The organism is Ectopseudomonas composti (genome assembly GCF_001567565.1).
In the GTDB taxonomy this organism is placed as follows: domain Bacteria; phylum Pseudomonadota; class Gammaproteobacteria; order Pseudomonadales; family Pseudomonadaceae; genus Aquipseudomonas; species Aquipseudomonas composti_A.
Genome location: NZ_LSSW01000030.1, coordinates 201,217 through 217,810 on the forward strand (window position 1 = coordinate 201,217; position 16,594 = coordinate 217,810).

Genomic DNA, 16,594 nt, shown 5'->3' on the forward strand with positions numbered 1-16,594 from the left:
AGCCAAGCCCCTCCCCGGGCATGACACCTGTGGGAAGGGCTTTAGCCACGAGCAAACAAAAACGCCCCGCATTGCGGGGCGTTGGTTTATCGAGGTAATGGCAATCAGCGCTGATTGATCTGCTGCTGCAGGTTCACCACCTGACTCTGCAGGGTGTTGATGTTGCGCGTCATCTGCGCGCGAAAGGCATCGAACTCGGCGGTGTTGGGGCCGGCGCTCGGGGCCGGGCGATTGTCCAGCTCGCTGCGCAGTACCAACAGGTCCTGCTCCAGGCTGCGAATGGCCTGGGCCGGGTTGCCCTGCTTTTTCAGCGCATCGATATCGCCGCCGAGGGCCTTGATACGACTGTCGAGCTTGGCCAGCTCAGCCTCGGTGGCCTTGGCATCGCCCTGCGCAGACTTCAGTGCCGCCTGCTCGCTGGTCAGCGTTTGCAGACGCTTGTCGAAATCGGCGCTGGCGCCGATGCCGCTCTTGAGCTCTGTACCCAACTGCTCGACGCGCTTGTCCAGCGCAGCCTGCGCGCTAGCGCTCTGCTGTTGCTGCTTGCCCAGTTCGGCCAGGCGCGTTTCCAACTGCTTGACCTGCAGCTTGAGCGCCTCGCTGCCAGTGGTGACGCTGGACTCGGTCGCCACCACCTTGCCGGAAATATCCTGAATACGTCCGGCCGCTTCCTCGCTGATGCGCGCGAAGCTTTCCTGAGTCGCCACCAGGCGCTGCTCCATCATGCCGATCTGCTGCAGGCTCCACCAACCCAGGCCTGCCAGGGCGAAACTCAAAGCGCCAACCAGCGCCCACAGCGGCCCGGTGCTGGCACCCTTGACCACAGGCGCCTTGCTAGCGCTGGGGCGGCTGCTGCGCGGCGCTGGTTCGTCGCGCGGTTCGACAAACTCCTCACGGCGGTCCGGGGTCAGGCTGGGCAGGTTGTCGAGCTCGTCGTTGGCGTCGTTACGCATGGTCGGACCTATGGTTTGGAACGAAGAAACGGAAATGCCGCGCAGTATACCGATTCGCCATTACACCATCAGCGTCGCGCCAAGCAGGTGCGCGACGCACCGACGAAGGGCGCGACAGGGCCATCGACTCGTCTGCAACCCAGCAGTTCCGCAAAACATGAACTGGTACGCACTTTGCTTTTCTCCTGTCGCGAACACGCCGGTAGAGCGTCGCTAACGAGCCAGCAGGCGGCCTGAAAATTCTGCAACGCACAAAAAAGAGTTCCAGTCGCAGGATGAAGGCTGGCGCGGTTACGGATGGCGAGGAAGGCCCGATTCCGTGACCCCTCAAGCAAACGGGGGAAGTGGCAATGGAACTGAACAAAGAAGTGCTGGACTGCATGAAAGCGCTGCGTCGTCGCCTGCGTGACGAGCAGGCCATGGACATTCGCCTGAGCCAGGTCGACGCGATCGACGCCATGCTCGATGGCAGCATGAAGTCCGCAGATGAAGAAACCCGCCGCCTCGGTCAGCGCCTGGCGCAATTGTCCGATCAACCGCAGCGCGCGACGGTCACTGCACTGGCAGCGGCCGGGCTACAGTCCGGCGCGCCTACCGGCTCGGTGCGCGTCTATCGCGGGCAGCGCATCTACGCCTGAGGCCCCATCTGCGCCTGCCACCAGGTGCAGAATTCATCCAGCGCATCCCACAGGCTGGCCCTGGGTTCGTAGTCGAGCAGATCGCGAGCGCGGTCGATGTTCAGGGAGAAATCCCTGGCCATCACCGCCACACCCAGGCGAAACAGGCTCGGCTCCGGCCGCCCCGGCAGCACCCGACACACACCTTCATTGAGCGTCGCTGCCGCATAGGCCAGCGGCAACGGCACATGCCGCGTCACCGCGGGCAACTGCAGGCGCCGCAACACGTAATTGACCACGTCCCACAACGGCACCGGGGCGCCGTTACTGATGTTGTGCGCCTGGCCAAGCGCGGCATCGCCAACCTGCAACGAGCTGAACAAGGCATCGTTGAGGTTGTGCACGCTGGTGAAGTCGACCTTGTTCAGGCCATTGCCGATGATCGCCAGGCGGCCTTTGCGCTGCATGCCGATCAACCTTGGGAAGATGCTGGTATCGCCTGCACCGGTGACGAAGCGCGGACGCAGGGCAATGACCTCGAGACCGAACTCCTGCGCGGCGAACACCTGCTGTTCGGCCTGGTACTTGGTCTTGCCGTAGTGATCGGAGAAGCGTTTGGGCACCTGCTCCTCGCGGATGTCGACATGGGACCTTCCATCGAAGTAGATCGATGGCGAAGACAGATGCACCAGGCGCCGGACCTTCTGCTTGAGGCAGGCGTCGACGATGTTTTCGGTGAGGGTGACGTTGGCCTGATGAAAATGCGCGTAGTCGCCCCACACGCCAACCGCTCCGGCGCAATGCACCACCGCCTCGACATCCCGGCACAGCGCCTGCGCCAACTCCTCGTCGGCAAGGTCACCTGAAACGAATTCGGCGCCACGCTTGATCAGGTGCTGCACACCTTCGGCACGACGGCCGTTGACTCGCACGGCCAGCCCCTGTTCGAGCGCGAAACGAGCGAAGCGCCCACCGATGAAGCCACTCGCGCCGGTGACCAGAATCTTCATCGCCATCCCCTACCCTGGATTCTTGTCATTGCCGCACTCTAGCAGCGCCATCGTCGTGGCGCGTTGTCGGCGGCGGCCATAACTACGACCCTGCGGGCCGCTCATAGGTGCAACGGCACCAGCACCGAGGCAGAGTGAAGACGCAGCTGCTGGGTCAGTTCGCTGAGCAACTCCCCACCATTGCGCCAGTGGTGCCAGTACAACGGCACATCGATGCAGCGCTCGGGTACCAGGTCCACCAGCCTGCCGCTGGCCCGCTCCTCACGCACCTGCAATTCCGGCACCAGGCCCCAGCCGAGGCCGCCTTCGGTCATACGTACGAAACCTTCGGACGACGGGCACAGGTGATAAGCGAAGGCCCCCGAGACACCGAGGCCTGCCAGATAGCGATGCTGCAGTTGATCATCCGGGCCGTAGACGATGGCCGGCGCACGTGCCAGTGCCTCGGCAGTGACGCCACCGGCAAAATGCCGGGCGATGAAGGCCGGGCTGGCCAGCGCGCGATAACGCATCGCGCCCAGCGCCAGGCTGCGCGCCCCCGCCACCGGACGCTCGGCAGCACACACGCAGCCAGCTACTTCGCCCGCGCGCATGCGCTTGAGGCCGACCTCCTGGTCCTCCACCACCAGTTCCATCAGCACCTGCTGGCTGGCGCAGAACGTGGCCGTCGCCGCCGCCCACCAGGTCGCCAGGCTGTCGGCATTGATGGCGATGCGCAGGCGCTCGGGCAAGGCCTGCTCGTCCAACCCTGGAACCTGGCCCTGCAGGTCGCGTTCGAGCAGACGCACCTGCTGCACGTGGTTGAGCAGGCGCCGCCCGATCTCGGTGGGCGCCGGTGGCGTGGCACGCACCAGCACCGGCTGGCCGACCCGCGCTTCGAGCAGCTTGATGCGCTGCGACACCGCCGATTGCGACAGCCCCAGCACCTGCGCCGCGCGTTCGAAGCCAGCCTGCTCCACCACCGCCGCCAGAGCGGCAAGAAGCTTGTAATCGAACAATCGATTTTCCTAATGAGCGATCAGTAATATTGGTTTCTCTTATACATCCAGACGTCGCAGACTCGCCAGCATTCAGCCCAATCAGGAGCCCGCAATGTCCGGCGAAACCAACCTCGCGCGCCTGCTGCGCAGCATGACGCCGCAGCTCAACCCAGGTCAGTACGTGTTCTGCTGCGTCCCGGTCGAGCATGACTGCAGTGCCCTGCAACCGATCGCCAGCCTGCGCGAAGCCGAAGGCCTGAGCCTGGTGCTGACCCGCGAAAGCGCAGACGCCCATGGCCTGCACTATGACTACGTCGCGGCCTGGATCACCCTGCAGGTGCACTCGTCACTGGCGGCCGTCGGGCTGACCGCCTCCTTCTCCGCCGCCCTGGCGCAGACAGGAATCAGCTGCAACGTGGTCGCCGGCTTTCACCACGACCACCTCTTCGTCCCCAGCGAGCGCGCCGAAAAGGCGCTGTACACCCTGCGCGCCCTGTCGGCAGCGTCCATGCCGGAGCCAGCGTGATGTGGCAGAGCTACAGCAACGGCCTGCTGGTCGCCATCGGCCTGATCATGGCCATCGGCACGCAGAACGCCTTCGTCCTGGCGCAGAGCCTGCGCCGTGAACACCATCTGCCCGTAGCCGCCCTGTGCATCCTCTGCGATGCGATTCTGGTCGCTGCCGGCGTGTTCGGCCTGGCCACGCTGCTGGCGCAGAGTCCGACCTTGCTGGCCATCGCCCGCTGGGGCGGCGCCGCGTTTCTGATCTGGTACGGCAGCCAGGCGCTGCTGCGCGCCGCACGGCCGCAATCGTTGCAGGCGGCCGGCAGTGAACCACGCTCATTGCGCGCCGTGCTGCTCGCGGCCCTGGCGGTCACCCTGCTCAACCCGCATGTCTATTTGGATACCGTGTTGCTGATCGGTTCGCTCGGCGCCCAGCAGCCCGAGCCAGGCGCCTATGCAGCGGGAGCCGCCAGCGCCTCGCTGCTCTGGTTCAGTGCGCTGGCCCTCGGTGCCGCGTGGCTTGCGCCCTGGCTGGCCAGACCGCTGACCTGGCGCCTGATCGACCTGGGTGTGGCGGCGATGATGTTCACGGTGGCCGCGCAACTGATCCTGGGCGCGCTGTAATCGCGCATAATGCGCCTGGCTCATTACGCCAGGAGCAACAATGGATACCTTGCATGCAATGCGCGTGTTCGTTCAGGTGGTCGAGCGCGGCAGCTTCACCGCCGCGGCCCAGACACTCGACCTGTCCACCGCACAGGTGTCACGGCTGATCGCCGACCTGGAGCAGCACCTTGAAGCACGCCTGCTGCAACGCACCACGCGGCGCCTGGCCCTGACCGAAACCGGCGAGCATTATCTGGAGCGCTGCCGGCAGATTCTCGATCAGGTCGACGAGGCCGACGCCGAAGCCCGCGGCGCCCACCAGACACCCAGCGGCCGCCTGCGCGTGCACACCATGACCGGCCTCGGCCTGCAGCACATCACCCCACTGATCGCCCGCTATGCCGAACACCACCCTCAGGTCGTGGTGGAACTGACCCTGGCCCAGCGCACCCCCGACCTGCTCGAAGACGGCCATGACGTGACCATCGCCTTCGCCCGCGACCTGCCTGACTCGCAACTGGTCGCGCAGCGCCTGGGGGCGATCCACAGCGTGATCTGCGCAGCCCCCAGCTACCTGGCTGAATACGGGATTCCCGAGCACCCGGCTGACCTCCAGCGCCATCGCCATCTGCGCCTGACCGATCCGCTCTACCGCGGCCAATGGGATTTCAGTGACGACCCGCTGCAGGCGCTGCCGGCCGAATGCTTCCAGGTCAACGTCGCCGAGGCGCTGGTCAAGGCGGCCCAGGCCGGCATGGGGTTCTGCCTGCTGCCCTCCTTCGTCGCCAGCCAGCCGCTGCGCGAAGGGCGCCTGCTCCGCCTGCTGCCGCAACACCGGCTGCGCGCGCTGAACATCTACGCGATGTATCCGTCGCGACGCTTCCTCGATGCCAAGACGCGCACCTGGGTGGAGTTTCTCAAGGCCGAACTGCCGCCGCTGCTGCTCGCCGACGAGGCGGTGCTGGACGATGCGCAGCACTGGGCAAGCCCGGAGAAATTGTTGCGCGAAAGGTAATGGTCATTCACCCGGATCGCGCTTTTTCGGGCTCAGCAGCCTCAATAGGATGACTTCGAACCCACGAAGAGTCCGCAAGAGGATCGCCCCCATGAAAAACCTTATCACTGCCGCTGCCCTGTCCCTTTCCGCCCTGCTTGCCACTCAGGCCTGCTTCGCCGAAGAGTCCCCCGCGTTCGTCGCCCACCAGCAGGCCTATCAGCAACATTCGCACAGCGCCCCGACCCAGCAGGCGCAAGCCGCGAGCACGCAGAACGCCGATCAGCACGGTTGAACCCAGGCTTCCCTGGCGCCGGCCCTGCTCCTGACCGGCGCCCCTCGGGCCGCTGATCCGACCCTTTTTCCCGAACATCGAGGCCATCATGAAACGTATCGTCTATCTATTGGCGCTCGCCTGTGCGACCACCCAGACGCAGGCCGAAACGCCCGAGCATTACCACTACGGCATGCACCTGGACATTGCCAAGGTCATCAGCCAGACCTTGCCGCAAGGCTGCGAAACAGGTGAAGCCCAAATGGTCTATCTGGACTCCAAAGGTGAGCAGCACACACTGACCTACCTGCGCATGGGCGAAGGCTGCGATTACTGACTACTGCCCGCGCCCGCACCGGCCGCGCTGAGCATCAGCCTGCCCCTGATCGCCGCCGCGCCAGCGATCCAGGGCCTACCGGACTTATGCGAATGCGCTGTTCAACCCCCCCGCCATCCAGGCGCATGCATACCCCACCCTGCGCCTCTATCACGCCCACCGCCGACCTTCACCGCCACCCTGCGCGAACACGCCAGCACAACGCGCCCGACGACCGGGAACCACACCCCGGCAATCTCGCGGTCTATGCTCAATAGAGGTTACCGAGTTGCGATAGCGCTCGACGCCTTGGTCATCCCGCTGGCAAGCGACCGCGCGCGGGTAGCACCTAGGTTGCACCAGCATGGCGCAGCGCATCGACCCGCAGCATCAGGCGAATGTTTCTCAGCGCCCGCGTCAAGACTGGCGAACACCCCTCATGCCGCGTAAGCCAGCATAAAACGGGGCTTGAGCAGCATTATCCAGCGCGGAATGAACGTCCGTCGGGACGCTGATCTAATTGGTTGCACCTAGTTGCACCAAGGACCAAAGCAGGTTTAATCTCCCGCAGCTTTTTTGCTGCCCGCCATTCATGGCGGCAACGCATCGGGCCGTCGCAGGCGACGTCAAAAATTGCCCAGGCAATTTTTCTACCGTGCATAACCTGACAATAAGTAGGACTCTCCATGGCTACTACCACTCTTGGCGTAAAACTCGACGATGCCACCCGCGAGCGCCTGAAAAAGGCCGCCGCGCAGATCGACCGTACGCCGCACTGGATGATCAAGCAGGCGATCTTCAATTATCTGGAGCAAGTCGAGAGTGGCCTGACGCCCGCCGAACATGCCGGCCTGGCTGCCGCAGCCGGTGAGGAAGCCCTGGAGTCGCTGACCGAGCAAGGCCTGCAGGTGTTTCTCGACTTCGCCGAGAGCATTCTCCCGCAGTCGGTACTGCGCGCCGCCATCACCAGCGCCTACCGTCGCCCGGAGACCGAAGTGGTGCCGATGCTGCTGGAGCAGGCACGCCTGAACCCGGAACAGGCCGAGGCTTCGCAGAAGCTGGCCCTGGGGATTGCCGAGAAGCTGCGCAACCAGAAGAACGCCAGCGGCCGCCAGGGTCTGGTACAGGGTCTGCTGCAGGAGTTCTCGCTGTCGTCGCAGGAAGGCGTGGCCCTGATGTGCCTGGCCGAAGCCCTGCTGCGCATCCCTGACAAGGCCACCCGCGACGCACTGATCCGCGACAAGATCGCCAATGGCAATTGGAGCCAGCACCTCGGCCAGAGCCCGTCGATGTTCGTCAACGCGGCGAGCTGGGGCCTGCTGATCACCGGCAAGCTGGTGTCCACCCACAACGAGGCCGGCATGACCTCGTCGCTCAACCGCATCATCGGCAAGAGCGGCGAACCGGTGATCCGCAAGGGCGTGGACATGGCCATGCGCCTGATGGGCGAGCAGTTCGTCACCGGCGAAACCATCGCCGAAGCCCTGGCCAATGCCGCCACCCTGGAAGCCAGGGGCTTCCGCTACTCCTACGACATGCTCGGTGAAGCCGCGCTGACCGAGGAAGACGCCAAGCGTTACCTGGCCTCCTACGAGCAGGCCATCCACGCCATCGGCAAGGCCTCGCACGGTCGCGGCATCTACGAAGGCCCGGGCATCTCGATCAAGCTCTCGGCCCTGCACCCGCGCTACAGCCGCGCCCAGTACGAGCGGGTGATGGACGAGCTGTACCCGACCCTGCTGAGCCTGACCCAACTGGCCAAGCAGTACGATATCGGCCTCAACATCGACGCCGAGGAAGCCGACCGCCTGGAGCTGTCGCTGGATCTGCTCGAACGCCTGTGCTTCGAGCCAAGCCTGGCCGGCTGGAACGGTATCGGTTTCGTCATCCAGGCCTACCAGAAGCGCTGCCCGTACGTGATCGACTATGTGATCGACCTGGCCAAGCGCAGCCGTCACCGCCTGATGATCCGCCTGGTGAAAGGCGCCTACTGGGACAGCGAAATCAAGCTGGCCCAGGTCAACGGCCTGGAAGGCTACCCGGTGTACACCCGCAAGCCGTACACCGACGTCTCCTACATCGCCTGCGCGCGCAAGCTGCTGGCCGCGCCGGAAGCCATCTACCCGCAGTTCGCCACCCACAACGCCCACTCGCTGTCGGCCATCTACCACCTGGCCGGGCAGAACTACTACCCGGGCCAGTACGAGTTCCAGTGCCTGCACGGCATGGGCGAGCCGCTGTACGAGCAAGTGGTGGGCAAGCTCAAGGATGGCAAGCTGAACCGTCCGTGCCGCATCTACGCCCCGGTCGGTAGCCACGAAACCCTGCTGGCCTACCTGGTACGCCGCCTGCTGGAAAACGGCGCCAACACCAGCTTCGTCAACCGCATCGCCGACCACAGCATCTCGCTGAAAGACCTGGTGCTCGACCCGGTGCTGCAGGTCGAGCAGATGGCCGCGCAGGAAGGCAGCATCGGCCTGCCGCATCCGCGCATCGCCCTGCCGCGTGACCTGTACGGCCAGGAGCGGGTCAACTCCGCCGGCCTGGATCTGGCCAACGAACACCGCCTCGGTTCGCTGTCATCGGCGCTGCTGTCGACCGCCAACCTGAACTACCTGGCCGAGCCGATGCTCGGTTGCGATGGCGCCAACCCGGGCGAGCCGGAGCCGGTGCGCAACCCGGCCGATCACCGCGATCTGGTCGGCCACGTGCGCGAAGCCAGCATTGCCGACGTCGACAGCGCCATCCTCTGCGCCCTGGCCAGTGGGCAGATCTGGCAATCCACCCGGCCCGCCGAACGCGCTGCCGTGCTGGAGCGCGCCGCCGACCTGATGGAAGCCGAGCTGCAGCAATTGATGGGCCTGCTGGTGCGCGAGTCCGGCAAGACCTTCGCCAACGCCATCGCCGAGGTGCGCGAGGCGGTGGACTTCCTGCGTTACTACGCGATCCAGGCACGCAGCTTCGGCAACGATAGCCACCGCCCGCTGGGCCCGGTGGTGTGCATCAGCCCGTGGAACTTTCCCCTGGCGATCTTCAGCGGCCAGGTGGCCGCCGCACTGGCCGCCGGCAACACCGTACTGGCCAAGCCGGCCGAACAGACGCCGCTGATCGCCGCCCAGGCCGTGCGCATTCTGCTCGAAGCCGGCGTGCCGGCCGGTGCCGTGCAATTGCTGCCGGGCCGTGGCGAAACCGTCGGCGCGCGCCTGGTGGGTGACGAGCGTGTGCGTGGTGTGATGTTCACCGGTTCCACCGAAGTGGCCGGCATCCTCCAGCGCAACATCGCCGGGCGCCTCGACGCCCAGGGCCGCACCATTCCGCTGATCGCCGAAACCGGCGGCCTCAACGCCATGATCGTCGACTCCTCGGCGCTGACCGAGCAGGTGGTGATGGACGTGGTCGCCTCCGCCTTCGACAGCGCCGGCCAGCGTTGCTCGGCCCTGCGCGTGCTGTGCGTGCAAGACGACGTGGCCGACCGTGTGCTGACCATGCTCAAGGGCGCCATGGCCGAATACACCCTCGGCAACCCGGAGCGCCTCAATACCGACATCGGCCCGGTGATCGACGCCGAAGCCAAGGCCGGCATCGAAACCCATATCGCCAAGCTGCGTGAGAAAGGCCGCAAGGTCACTCAACTGGCGCGCGTCAACGGTGACGAGATCAAGCGCGGCACCTTCGTCGTACCGACCCTGGTCGAGCTGGACAGCTTCGATGAGATGAAACGCGAGATCTTCGGCCCGGTGCTGCACGTGGTGCGCTACCAGCGCGCCGATCTGGGCAAGCTGCTGCAGCAGATCAACGACAGCGGCTACGGCCTGACCCTCGGCGTGCACACGCGCATCGACGAGACCATCGCCCAGGTGGTCGGCACCGCCAAGGTCGGCAACCTGTACGTCAACCGCAACATGGTTGGCGCCGTGGTCGGCGTGCAGCCGTTCGGCGGTGAAGGCCTGTCCGGCACTGGTCCGAAAGCTGGTGGTCCGCTGTACCTGTTCCGCCTGCTCTCGACCCGCCCGCAGGAGGCTGTCGCCCAGTACCTGCAGCAGGCCGAGGTGCAGGTACTGCCGGCCCCTACCGAGCTGGACAAGCTGCGCACCGCCTTCGCTGAGTGGGCGAGCAAGCAGGAACCGGCCATCGCCGCGCTGTTCGAGCAGTATCGCGCACTGTCGCAGAGCTACAGCGCGCACACGCTGACCGGCCCGACCGGCGAGCGCAACAGCTACACCCTGCTGCCGCGCGAGCACGTGCTGAACCTGGCCGACGAGCGCGGCGATCTGCTGGCGCAGCTGGCTGCCACCTTGGCCGTCGGCAGCCGGGCGATCTGGCTGGAAAGCCAGCGCGCGCTGTACAGCGAACTGCCGAAGGAGGTGCAGAAGCACATCCAGCTGGTGGGTGACTGGAACAGCGTCGACGTGGAGCTGGACGCCATCCTGCACCACGGCGACTCCGATCAGCTGCGCGCGGTGAGCGAGCAGGCGGCGCAGCGCAAGGGCGCGATCATCAGCGTGCACGGCCTGAACAAGGGCGAGACCGACATCGCCCTGGAGCGTCTGCTGGTGGAACACGCCCTGAGCGTCAACACCGCAGCCGCTGGTGGCAACGCCAGCCTGATGACCATTGGTTAAACGCCAAGGTCATCGATAAGTCATGCCGTGGAAAGCTGGCTGAAAGCTTTCCACGGCATGCTGTACCCACATGACGCAACTGCCTGCAGGGGCTACCCGCCCGGCGTCGTGCTCCTTCCTTTGACCTTAGGGTCTGCGCCAGCCTACCCGGCCAGCGCGTCGAGCGGGGCCAACCGCCCCGCCCGCTCCCTCCCCTTCAGCGAAACGACCCCCAGCCTGCGATGCAGCTCGCAAAGGTGTGCGTCGATAAACCCTGAGCATTGATTCAGATCAGGGTGCTACGCTGGCCAAGCGCGCTCAATACCTCAGTCCCCACAGGTGACATGGAGGTAATTGAGATGTCTGCTTCGACGCAAAAACTCCGCCTCGGCGCCCTCGTCGCGCTGGTCGTCGGCTCCATGGTTGGCGGCGGTATCTTCTCGCTACCACAAAACATCGCCGCCAGCGCCAGCGCCGGCGCTACCCTGATCGGCTGGTTGATCACCGGGGTCGGCATGCTGACTCTGGCATTCGTGTTCCAGACCCTGGCCAACCGCAAGCCCGAACTCGACGGCGGCGTATACGCCTACGCCAAGGCCGGTTTCGGCGACTACATGGGCTTCTCCTCGGCCTGGGGCTACTGGATCAGCGCCTGGATCGGCAACGTCAGCTACCTGGTGCTGCTGTTCTCCACCCTGGGTTACTTCTTCCCGGTATTCGGCGAAGGCAACACCCTGCCAGCGGTGATCTGCGCCTCGATTCTGCTCTGGCTGCTGCACTTTCTGGTGCTGCGCGGGATCAAGGAGGCAGCCTTCATCAACACGGTGACCACGGTGGCGAAGATGCTGCCGCTGGCGCTGTTCATCATCATCGCCGCCATCGCCTTCAAGCTGGACGTGTTCACCACGGACTTCTGGGGCGCTGGTAATCCCGAACTGGGCCGCGTGATGGATCAGGTGCGCAACATGATGCTGGTCACCGTCTGGGTGTTCATCGGCATCGAGGGTGCGAGCATCTTCTCCGCCCGCGCCGAAAAACGCAGCGATGTCGGCAAGGCCACGGTGATCGGCTTCGTCGGCGTGCTCCTGCTGCTGGTGCTGGTCAACGTGCTCAGCCAGGGCATCCTCGCCCAGGCGCAACTGGCCGGGCTGAAGAACCCGTCCATGGCCAGCGTGCTGGAGCAGGTGGTCGGCCCCTGGGGCGCCCAGCTGATCGCCATCGGCCTGATCGTCTCGCTGGCCGGCGCGCTGCTGTCCTGGACGCTGCTGTGCGGTGAGATTCTCTTCGCCAGCGCCCGCGACCACACCATGCCCGAGTTCCTGCGCAAGGAGAACGCCAACCAGGTTCCGGCCAATGCGCTGTGGCTGTCCAACGGGCTGATCCAGCTTTTTCTGATCATCACCCTGTTCAGCGCCTCCACCTACCTCAGCCTGCTGTACCTGGCCACTTCGATGATCCTGGTGCCGTACTTCTGGTCCAGCGCCTATGCGGTGCTGCTGGCCGTACGCGGCGAGACCTACGCAAGCGCCTCCGGCGAGCGCAACAAGGATCTGCTGATCGCGCTGATCTCCACCCTGTACGCGCTGTGGCTGCTGTATGCCGCAGGTATCCAGTACCTGCTGCTCTCGGCGCTGCTCTACGCCCCCGGCGCGATCCTCTTCGCCAAGGCCAAGCACGAGCTGGGGCAGCCCGTTTTCACCGCTCTGGAAAAACTGATTTTCGTCGCCGTACTGATCGGCGCCGCCATCGCGGCCTACGGGCTGTATGCCGGTTTCCTGAGTCTGTAACACCGCTGGCCATGAGCGGCCCGCGACGGGGCGCCGGCCAGCCTGAAAACTCGCTCTACGAGAAGGAGTTCGACATGTCCAAGAAAGCCCTAGGCGTTCATTCCGAAGCCGGCAAATTGCACAAGGTGATGGTCTGCTCGCCGGGCCTGGCGCACCTGCGCCTGACCCCTGCCAACTGCGACGAACTGTTGTTCGACGACGTGATCTGGGTGTCCCAGGCCAAGCGCGATCACTTCGACTTCATGACCAAGATGCGCGAACGCGGCATCGAGGTGGTGGAGATGCACAACCTGCTCGAGGAGACGGTGCGCGACCCGCAGGCGCTGCAGTGGATCCTCGACCGCAAGATCACCGCCAACAGCGTCGGCCTCGGCCTGCTCACGGAAGTGCGCGATTTCGTCGAGTCCCTGGAGCCGCGACGCATCGCCGAGTTCCTCATCGGCGGCGTGTCCGGCGCCGACCTGGCCAAGCACCAGGAATCCGAGGCGGCGAAGATGTTCAACGCCTACCTGGGCGAAGCCAGCTTCATCTTCCCGCCACTGCCCAACACCCAGTTCACCCGCGACACCACCTGCTGGATCTACGGCGGCGTCACCCTCAACCCCATGCACTGGCCGGCACGGCGCCAGGAAACCCTGCTGGCCAGCGCCATCTACAAATTCCACCCGGACTTCGCCGGTGAACAGTTCGAGATCTGGTACGGCGACCCGGACAAGGATCACGGCTCGGCCTCGCTGGAAGGCGGCGACGTCATGCCAATCGGCAACGGCACCGTGCTGATCGGCATGGGCGAACGCACCACGCACCAGGCCATTGGCCAGGTGGCCCGCGCACTGTTCGCCAAGGGCGCGGCGGACAAGGTCATAGTCGCCGGCCTCGATCGCTCCCGTGCGGCCATGCACCTGGACACTGTGTTCAGCTTCTGCGACCGCGACCTGGTGACCATCTTCCCGGAAGTGGCCAACTCCATCGTGCCCTTCACCCTGCGCCCGGACGAGAGCCGCCCCGGCGGCATCGACGTGCGCCGCGAGGACAAACCCTTCGTCGAGGTGGTCGCCGAATCGCTCGGCCTGGCCAAGCTGCGCGTGGTGGAAACCGGCGGTGACGCCTACGAGGCCGAGCGCGAGCAGTGGGACGACGGCAACAACGTGATCTGCCTGGAGCCGGGGGTGGTGATCGGCTACGACCGCAATACCTACACCAACACCCTGCTGCGCAAGGCCGGCGTCGAGGTCATCACCATCAGCGCCAGCGAACTGGGGCGCGGCCGTGGCGGCGGCCATTGCATGACCTGCCCGATCATCCGCGACCCTATCGATTACTGACCCCGCCAACCCCGGCGGCCATCCGCTGCCGGGGTGCTTCGACGGCCCACAAGGAGAGAGAACCATGGCGTTCAACATGCACAACCGCCACCTGCTCAGCCTGATGCACCACAGCACCCGCGAGCTGCGTTACCTGCTCGACCTGTCGCGCGACCTCAAGCGCGCCAAGTACACCGGCACCGAGCAGCAACATCTGCACCGCAAGAACATCGCGCTGATCTTCGAGAAGACCTCCACCCGCACCCGCTGCGCCTTCGAGGTGGCCGCCTACGACCAGGGCGCCAACGTCACCTACATCGACCCCAACTCCTCGCAGATCGGCCACAAGGAATCGATGAAGGACACCGCCCGCGTGCTCGGGCGCATGTACGACGCCATCGAGTACCGCGGCTTCAAGCAGGAGATCGTCGAAGAACTGGCCACCTACGCCGGCGTGCCGGTGTTCAACGGCCTGACCGACGAGTACCACCCGACGCAGATGCTCGCCGACGTGCTGACCATGCGCGAACACAGCGACAAGCCGCTGCACGACATCGCCTACGCCTACCTCGGTGATGCGCGCAACAACATGGGCAACTCGCTGCTGCTGATCGGCGCCAAGCTCGGCATGGACGTGCGCATCGCCGCGCCCAAGGCGCTGTGGCCGAGCGACGAACACGTCGCCGCCTGCAAGCGCTTCGCCGAGGAAAGCGGCGCGCGCCTACTGCTCACCGAAGATCCGAAGGAAGCGGTCAAGGGCGTCGACTTCGTCCACACCGACGTCTGGGTGTCGATGGGCGAGCCGGTGGAAGCCTGGGGCGAGCGTATCCAGGAACTGCTGCCCTACCAGGTCAATGCCGAAATCATGAAAGCCGCCGGCAACCCACGGGTGAAGTTCATGCATTGCCTGCCCGCCTTCCACAACAGCGAAACCAAGGTCGGCAAGCAGATCGCGGAGAAGCACCCACAGCTGGCCAACGGCATCGAGGTCACCGAAGAGGTGTTCGAGTCGCCCTGGAACATCGCCTTCGAACAGGCAGAAAACCGCATGCACACCATCAAGGCGATTCTGGTGGCCACTCTGGCTGATATCTGACGCGGCTCGCTTGTCTCCCCTCTCCCGTTGATGGGAGAGGGCCTGGCCGGCAACTCAGTCACGTAGCCCGGATGCAATCCGGGAATGACCTGCACCTCCGCCCCGGATTACATCCGGGCTACGAACACGAACAAGGAGAATCGCACATGCGACTCGTCATCGCCCTGGGCGGTAACGCCCTGCTTCGTCGCGGCGAAGCCATGACCGCGGACAACCAGCGTGACAACGTGCGCGTCGCCTGCCAGCAGATCGCCAAGGTAGCGCCAGGCGTTGAGCTGGTGATCGCCCATGGCAACGGCCCTCAGGTCGGCCTGCTGGCCCTGCAGGGCAACGCCTATGATGCCGCCAACCCTTACCCACTGGACGTACTCGGCGCCGAAACCGAAGGCATGATCGGCTACATGATCGAGCAGGAGCTGGGCAATCTGCTGCCCTTCGAGGTGCCCTTCGCCACCATCCTCACCCAGGTGGAAGTGGATGGCGCCGACCCGGCCTTCAAGCACCCCAGCAAACCCATCGGCCCGGTCTACAGCAAAGAAGAGGCCCAACGCCTGGCCGCCGAAAAAGGCTGGAGCATCGCCGCCGACGGCGACAAGTTCCGCCGTGTGGTGGCCAGTCCACGGCCGCAGCGCATCTTCGAGATCCGCCCGATCAAATGGCTGCTGGAAAAGGGCAGCGTGGTGATCTGCGCGGGTGGCGGTGGCATCCCGACGATGTACGACGGCCAGCAGTTGCGTGGCGTCGAGGCAGTGATCGACAAGGACCTGTGCTCGGCACTGCTGGCCGAACAGCTGGCTGCCGACCTGCTGGTGATCGCCACCGATGTCGACGCCGTCTACATGGACTGGGGCAAGCCGACGCAGCACTCCATTGCTGCAGCCCATCCCGACGCGCTGGCAAAGCTCGGCTTCGCTGCCGGCTCCATGGGACCGAAAGTGCAGGCCGCCTGTGAGTTCGCGCGCAATACCGGCAACACCGCGGTGATCGGCTCGCTGGAGAACATCGAGGCCATCGTCCAGGGGCATTGCGGCACACGCATCAGCCTGGACTGCAACTGCATCGTCTATCGCTGAGAGATGCACTCATGTTCACGCCCGGCCATCTGCATCGCGACAACCTCGACCTTCCGGCCTCCCTGCGTCACGCACCGCCGTTCACGGTCGATTTCTACTATGACGTGCGCCAGGACCCAGAGCGCGGCCCCATGCTGCACATGCGTCTTGCTGGCGACGTGGACGGCAAGCCATTCGCGGAAGAATTCGAGCTGTACCGCGATGTTGCCTACAACTTCGCCAGTGTCGCCACCCGCGTCGCCGCGCGTCACGGCCTGCCGATCAAGGCCAGCCCGGTGATGCGCAGTCACGAGGAGTACGACCGCATTTTCGCCGACATTCGCGCCAAACTGCATGCCAGGCCGGGCGAGCCGGTGAACCTGAATCACGTGCTCTGACACATCTGCATCCGAACAAACGCAGCGCCTGCAGAGGGCGCCGCGCGCATCGCTGAAGCCGCTCGACTACCGCCGTCAGCAGCGCTCGCAGAAGTGGCTGCA

The 16,594-nt window shown here is 65.1% G+C and carries 15 protein-coding genes; 12 read left to right on the top strand and 3 right to left on the bottom strand.

Annotated features, from left to right (window positions below):
* Positions 1 to 104: 104 nt before the first annotated feature.
* The gene (locus tag PCLY_RS21220; RefSeq protein ID WP_061242005.1) at positions 105 to 953 is read right to left on the bottom strand and encodes a hypothetical protein; all 849 of its coding nucleotides are present in this window, start codon (positions 951 to 953) and stop codon (positions 105 to 107) included.
* Positions 954 to 1,303: 350 nt separating this feature from the next.
* Between PCLY_RS21220 and PCLY_RS21225 the strand changes: the two genes are divergently transcribed.
* Complete coding sequence (locus PCLY_RS21225) at positions 1,304 to 1,591, top strand: hypothetical protein (protein WP_061242007.1); 288 nt, start codon at positions 1,304 to 1,306, stop codon at positions 1,589 to 1,591.
* On the opposite strand, the gene PCLY_RS21230 is transcribed toward PCLY_RS21225, so the two are convergent.
* Together PCLY_RS21230 and PCLY_RS21235 are read right to left on the bottom strand one after the other, a co-directional pair.
* A complete protein-coding gene (locus PCLY_RS21230; protein WP_061242162.1) occupies positions 1,582 to 2,580 on the bottom strand; it encodes an NAD-dependent epimerase/dehydratase family protein in 999 nt (332 codons plus the stop codon). The two genes, PCLY_RS21225 and PCLY_RS21230, sit on opposite strands and share 10 nt — an antisense overlap.
* A 101-nt stretch (positions 2,581 to 2,681) precedes the next feature.
* Positions 2,682 to 3,578: a LysR family transcriptional regulator ArgP gene (locus PCLY_RS21235; protein ID WP_061242009.1), complete on the bottom strand. Its 897-nt coding sequence runs from the start codon at positions 3,576 to 3,578 to the stop codon at positions 2,682 to 2,684.
* A gap of 94 nt (positions 3,579 to 3,672) precedes the next feature.
* Between PCLY_RS21235 and PCLY_RS21240 the strand changes: the two genes are divergently transcribed.
* From PCLY_RS21240 to PCLY_RS21290, 11 genes are all read left to right on the top strand, one after another.
* Positions 3,673 to 4,086 (top strand): ACT domain-containing protein, encoded by a 414-nt coding sequence (locus PCLY_RS21240; RefSeq protein ID WP_061242011.1) that lies wholly within the window; start codon positions 3,673 to 3,675, stop codon positions 4,084 to 4,086.
* Positions 4,086 to 4,688 (top strand): LysE/ArgO family amino acid transporter, encoded by a 603-nt coding sequence (locus PCLY_RS21245; protein WP_061242013.1) that lies wholly within the window; start codon positions 4,086 to 4,088, stop codon positions 4,686 to 4,688. Before PCLY_RS21240 ends, PCLY_RS21245 begins: the two co-directional genes overlap by 1 nt.
* A gap of 40 nt (positions 4,689 to 4,728) precedes the next feature.
* The gene (locus PCLY_RS21250; RefSeq protein ID WP_061242015.1) at positions 4,729 to 5,685 is read left to right on the top strand and encodes a LysR family transcriptional regulator; all 957 of its coding nucleotides are present in this window, start codon (positions 4,729 to 4,731) and stop codon (positions 5,683 to 5,685) included.
* A 91-nt stretch (positions 5,686 to 5,776) separates the two neighbouring features.
* The gene (locus PCLY_RS21255; RefSeq protein WP_061242017.1) at positions 5,777 to 5,959 is read left to right on the top strand and encodes a hypothetical protein; all 183 of its coding nucleotides are present in this window, start codon (positions 5,777 to 5,779) and stop codon (positions 5,957 to 5,959) included.
* An 88-nt stretch (positions 5,960 to 6,047) separates the two neighbouring features.
* On the top strand, positions 6,048 to 6,275 hold the full coding sequence (locus tag PCLY_RS21260; RefSeq protein ID WP_061242019.1) for a DUF2790 domain-containing protein: 228 nt from the start codon (positions 6,048 to 6,050) through the stop codon (positions 6,273 to 6,275).
* A 665-nt stretch (positions 6,276 to 6,940) separates the two neighbouring features.
* Positions 6,941 to 10,876: a trifunctional transcriptional regulator/proline dehydrogenase/L-glutamate gamma-semialdehyde dehydrogenase gene (putA, locus tag PCLY_RS21265; RefSeq protein WP_061242021.1), complete on the top strand. Its 3,936-nt coding sequence runs from the start codon at positions 6,941 to 6,943 to the stop codon at positions 10,874 to 10,876.
* Between the two features lie 338 nt (positions 10,877 to 11,214).
* Positions 11,215 to 12,642: an arginine-ornithine antiporter gene (gene arcD / locus PCLY_RS21270; RefSeq protein ID WP_061242023.1), complete on the top strand. Its 1,428-nt coding sequence runs from the start codon at positions 11,215 to 11,217 to the stop codon at positions 12,640 to 12,642.
* Positions 12,643 to 12,716: 74 nt separating this feature from the next.
* Complete coding sequence (gene arcA / locus PCLY_RS21275; RefSeq protein WP_061242025.1) at positions 12,717 to 13,967, top strand: arginine deiminase; 1,251 nt, start codon at positions 12,717 to 12,719, stop codon at positions 13,965 to 13,967.
* A gap of 64 nt (positions 13,968 to 14,031) precedes the next feature.
* Entirely contained in the window at positions 14,032 to 15,042 is a 1,011-nt protein-coding gene (locus PCLY_RS21280; RefSeq protein ID WP_061242026.1) for an ornithine carbamoyltransferase, read from the top strand.
* Positions 15,043 to 15,188: 146 nt separating this feature from the next.
* Complete coding sequence (gene arcC / locus PCLY_RS21285) at positions 15,189 to 16,115, top strand: carbamate kinase (RefSeq protein ID WP_061242028.1); 927 nt, start codon at positions 15,189 to 15,191, stop codon at positions 16,113 to 16,115.
* 11 nt (positions 16,116 to 16,126) lie between these two features.
* Positions 16,127 to 16,492: a DUF5064 family protein gene (locus PCLY_RS21290; RefSeq protein WP_061242030.1), complete on the top strand. Its 366-nt coding sequence runs from the start codon at positions 16,127 to 16,129 to the stop codon at positions 16,490 to 16,492.
* Positions 16,493 to 16,594 lie beyond the last annotated feature (102 nt).

Excerpts from the sequence above, each read along its gene's own strand:
- PCLY_RS21240 (WP_061242011.1), top strand. The coding sequence starts at position 3,673 with ATGTCCGGCGAAACCAACCTCGCGCGCCTGCTGCGCAGCATGACGCCG.
- PCLY_RS21220 (WP_061242005.1), bottom strand. The coding sequence starts at position 953 with ATGCGTAACGACGCCAACGACGAGCTCGACAACCTGCCCAGCCTGACC.
- arcC (WP_061242028.1), top strand. The coding sequence starts at position 15,189 with ATGCGACTCGTCATCGCCCTGGGCGGTAACGCCCTGCTTCGTCGCGGC.
- arcA (WP_061242025.1), top strand. The coding sequence starts at position 12,717 with ATGTCCAAGAAAGCCCTAGGCGTTCATTCCGAAGCCGGCAAATTGCAC.
- putA (WP_061242021.1), top strand. The coding sequence starts at position 6,941 with ATGGCTACTACCACTCTTGGCGTAAAACTCGACGATGCCACCCGCGAG.
- PCLY_RS21245 (WP_061242013.1), top strand. The coding sequence starts at position 4,086 with ATGTGGCAGAGCTACAGCAACGGCCTGCTGGTCGCCATCGGCCTGATC.
- PCLY_RS21230 (WP_061242162.1), bottom strand. The coding sequence starts at position 2,580 with ATGAAGATTCTGGTCACCGGCGCGAGTGGCTTCATCGGTGGGCGCTTC.
- PCLY_RS21260 (WP_061242019.1), top strand. The coding sequence starts at position 6,048 with ATGAAACGTATCGTCTATCTATTGGCGCTCGCCTGTGCGACCACCCAG.
- PCLY_RS21280 (WP_061242026.1), top strand. The coding sequence starts at position 14,032 with ATGGCGTTCAACATGCACAACCGCCACCTGCTCAGCCTGATGCACCAC.
- PCLY_RS21250 (WP_061242015.1), top strand. The coding sequence starts at position 4,729 with ATGGATACCTTGCATGCAATGCGCGTGTTCGTTCAGGTGGTCGAGCGC.
- PCLY_RS21290 (WP_061242030.1), top strand. The coding sequence starts at position 16,127 with ATGTTCACGCCCGGCCATCTGCATCGCGACAACCTCGACCTTCCGGCC.
- PCLY_RS21225 (WP_061242007.1), top strand. The coding sequence starts at position 1,304 with ATGGAACTGAACAAAGAAGTGCTGGACTGCATGAAAGCGCTGCGTCGT.
- arcD (WP_061242023.1), top strand. The coding sequence starts at position 11,215 with ATGTCTGCTTCGACGCAAAAACTCCGCCTCGGCGCCCTCGTCGCGCTG.
- PCLY_RS21255 (WP_061242017.1), top strand. The coding sequence starts at position 5,777 with ATGAAAAACCTTATCACTGCCGCTGCCCTGTCCCTTTCCGCCCTGCTT.